Source organism: Frankia tisae, assembly GCF_025403405.1.
Taxonomy (GTDB): Bacteria; Actinomycetota; Actinomycetes; order Frankiales; family Frankiaceae; genus Frankia; species Frankia tisai.
Genome location: NZ_JANEZT010000516.1, coordinates 1 through 3,506, shown reverse-complemented (window position 1 = coordinate 3,506; position 3,506 = coordinate 1). Strand labels below are relative to the sequence as shown.

At 73.4% G+C, this 3,506-nt stretch carries 3 protein-coding genes and 1 pseudogene; 3 read left to right on the top strand and 1 reads right to left on the bottom strand.

Features of this window, described 5'->3' with window-relative positions:
- Positions 1 to 81 (bottom strand): PLP-dependent aminotransferase family protein (locus NBZ85_RS33920; RefSeq protein WP_261563150.1); only part of this gene is annotated, 81 nt, incomplete at its 3' end.
- 37 nt (positions 82 to 118) lie between these two features.
- On the opposite strand from NBZ85_RS33920, the pseudogene metX reads away from it, so the two are divergent.
- The 3 genes and pseudogenes from metX to NBZ85_RS29060 form a co-directional block, all read left to right on the top strand.
- Positions 119 to 1,105 (top strand): annotated as a pseudogene (gene metX / locus NBZ85_RS29070) (homoserine O-acetyltransferase MetX); the annotation flags it as partial.
- Positions 1,106 to 1,166: 61 nt separating this feature from the next.
- Positions 1,167 to 2,111, top strand: coding sequence for a MurR/RpiR family transcriptional regulator (locus NBZ85_RS29065; protein WP_261560488.1), 945 nt, complete (start codon positions 1,167 to 1,169; stop codon positions 2,109 to 2,111).
- A 233-nt stretch (positions 2,112 to 2,344) separates the two neighbouring features.
- Positions 2,345 to 3,506, top strand: a 1,162-nt coding sequence (locus NBZ85_RS29060) for an ABC transporter ATP-binding protein (RefSeq protein WP_261560489.1), incomplete at its 3' end; no start/stop codon positions are given.

Here is a 3,506-nt window from a genome sequence, read left to right as displayed (position 1 = left end):
CCCGGCGCCGCGGGGCAGCACCTGCTGCGCCCGGGAGTACCACTTCGACGACGGCAGCCCCGGATACGTCACCCAGCTCACCTCGTCGCGCGCCTCGAGCCACTCGGCCACCCGCTGGGCGTTCGAGACCTGGGGCCACCTGGACGCCGCGGCCGGCAACGCGGTGCTGGTGCTGCACGCGCTCACCGGGGACAGCCACGCCGCCGGTCCCGCCGAACCCGGCCACCCGAGTGCGGGCTGGTGGGACGGGCTGATCGGGCCGGGCCGGGCGCTCGACACCGACCGGCTGTTCGTCGTGTGCCCCAACGTCCTGGGCGGCTGCCAGGGCACGACCGGTCCCGCCACGACCGCGCCGGACGGCCGCCCCTGGGGCGGGCGCTGGCCCGAGATCACCATCGCCGATCAGGTCGCCGCTGAGGTGGCGGTCGCCGATGCCCTGGGCGTGCGGCGCTGGGCGGCGGTGGTCGGCGGGTCGATGGGCGGGATGCGGGCGCTGGAGTGGTCCGTCGGCCAGCCCGACCGGGTCGGCCGGGTCGTGGTGCTGGCCTGCGGCGCCACCGCGACGGCGGAGCAGATCGGGCTGTACGCGGTGCAGGTGCGCGCGATCACCGACGACCCGGGCTGGCACGGCGGCGACTACCACCATCTGCCGGCGGCGCAGGGCGGCCCGGCCGCGGGGATGGGCCTGGCCCGGCAGATGGCCCAGATCAGCTATCGCAGCGAGGAGGAGCTGCAGGACCGTTTCGCCGCCCGGACCCGTGAGGACGGGCAGTTCGAGGTGGCCTCCTACCTTGATCACCACGCCGGCAAGCTGGCCCGCCGGTTCGACGCCGGCAGCTACGTCACCCTGACCCGGGCGATGATGACACAGGACGTCGGGCGGGGCCGCGGCGGTTTCGCCGCGGCGCTGCGCGCCTGCCCGGTGCCGTTCACGGTGGCGGGCGTCGACTCCGACCGGCTCTACCCGCTGCGCCTGCAGGAGGACATCGCGGCGCTCGCCGACGCGCCGCTGCGCGTCATCCACTCCCGCTCGGGCCACGACGGGTTCCTCACCGAGGCCGACCAGGTCGCCACGCTCGTCCGGGAGGCACTCGGCGCGTTCTGACGGCGACTCCCCGAGCGGGTTGCCCTGCGCGCCGTCACCTTCAACGTGTAAGAACCGCTACGTGACTCCCTTCACCGGACCGGCCGGTGCCGTCCGCCCGGGCGGGCTGTTCGCGGCCATCCGTGCGACGTTGCCGAGTCTCGTCCCGAGCGAGCAACGCGTGGCAGAGGTGTGCCTGGCCCGTCCGGGGGAGGTGGTGGAGTGGTCTGCCGCCCAGCTCGCGGAGGCGGCGGGGACGTCGGCGGCGACGGTGGTGCGGGCCTGCCAGTCACTGGGCTTCCGCGGGTTCCAGCATTTTCGGGTGGAGCTGGCCCGGGAGGTGGGGGCGGCGGCGCTGCGCGGCGAGGTCGGCCGCGCCGGCGCCGCGGATCCGGTCGAGCGGCTGGTCGACACCGTGTTCGAGGCGGCGGCGAAGGTGCTCGCCGACGCGCTGGGACCGTTGGACCGCGCCTGCCTGACCCCGGCGGTCGACCTGCTGGACTCCGCCGGCCGGCTGCTCATCATCGGCAACGGCGGGTCGGCGCCGGTCGCCCAGGACGCGGCGCTGCGTTTCCTCATCATCGGCCGCCCGGCGGAGGCGCCCGGCGACTCGATCATCCAGGAGATCGCGGCCCGGCTGCTGGCCCCCACCGATGTCTGCCTGGTCATCACCTCTTCCGGCGCAAACGAGCCGACGCTGCGCGCCGCCGAGGCCGCGCGCACCGCCGGTGCCGCGGTCATCGGGATCACCAGTTACACCGCGGGGCCGCTGGCCGAGATCGCCGACATCACCCTCGTCGTCGGGACGCCCGACTGGCCGGTCGGCACGGACACGATCGCCAGCCGGCTGGCGTCGCTGCTGCTGCTCAACGCGCTGCAGCTCGCCGTCGGGCTGCGCCGGGAGAGCGACCCGCAGCAGGCGTCGTCCCTGGTCCCGGACGTCCTCGGCCACTCGGTGCGGGCCGAACCGGCGGGAACAGCGGGAACAGCGGGAACAGACCATGGCGACCAGGCTCGGCGGCAGTGAGAACGCCACAGTACAACCCTCTCACTTTCAGTAACAAGCGACGACGATGCCGGACTACTTTGACCAGGTCCGATGTGAATCCTTGCTGCCGGGGCCACGGAGAACCGTTGCGATAAGTGACCACCATCCGTTTCCCATCCGTCGGAGACCGTTCATCTGAGTATCCGACGCTGCCCAGGTAACAGAAATCCGGGAGCAGCCCTGCTCCCGGAACAGACGTACCTGGAGTGCTGGTGGCAGAGATCCGGATCGAGGGCCTCACGAGGTCCTTCGGGGATGTCCGCGCCGTCGACGACATCTCCCTCGAGGTGGCCGACGGCGACTTCCTCGTCCTGCTGGGCCCGAGCGGGTGTGGGAAGACGACGCTGCTGCGGATGATCGCCGGCCTGCTCGAACCGAGCGCGGGGCGCATCATGCTCGGCGAACGCGACATCACCCACCTGCCGGCCCGCCAGCGCGATCTCGCGATGGTGTTCCAGAGCTACGCGCTTTACCCGCACCTGTCCGTCGAACGCAACATCGGGTTCCCGCTGCGGGCCGCCCGCGTGCCCCGAGCCGAGATCCGCAGCCGGGTCCGCGAGGTCGCCGGGCAACTCGAACTCGACCACCTGCTCGACCGCCGCCCCCGGGAGCTGTCCGGCGGGCAGCGCCAGCGGGTCGCCCTCGGCCGCGCGCTGGTCCGCGACCCGCAGGCGTTCCTCATGGACGAGCCGCTGTCCAACCTCGACGCCAAGCTGCGCACCGCGACCCGCACCGAGCTCACCGCACTGCACCGCCGGCTGGGCCGCACCTTCATCTACGTCACCCACGACCAGGTCGAGGCGATGTCGATGGCCACTCGCGTCGCGCTGCTCAACGGCGGTCAGGTGGAGCAGATCGGCACTCCGACGCAGGTCTACGACGCGCCGGCATCCGTGTTCGTCGCGAGCTTCCTCGGCGCGCCGCCGATGAACCTGCTGACCGCCCGCATCGAGGCGGCCGGCCCGCTGCTGACGGTGCAGGCCCCGGGCCTGCGCATTCCGCTGTGGCCCGGTTCGGCCCCGCCGCGGGACGTGACCCTCGGCATCAGGCCGGAGAGCCTGCACCGGGTCCCCGCCGGCGACGGCACCGCCGGCGACGGCACCGCCGAGCACCACCCGGGAGTGGAGATCGAGGGTGTCGTCACCGCGATCGAGAACCTCGGCAGCGAGGAGGTCGCCTGGTGCGATGTGCACGGGCAGTCGGTGGCCCTGCGCGGACCGCGGCCACTCGGACTCGCGGTCGGTGAGCGGGCCCGGCTCTGCGCCGACCCGGCCCGCGTCCACCTGTTCGACCGGGCCAGCGGTCGCCGCCTCACCTGGCAGCAGCCGACCGCCCGGCCGGCGACGACGATCTCCGCCCCCGTGACCCCTGTTC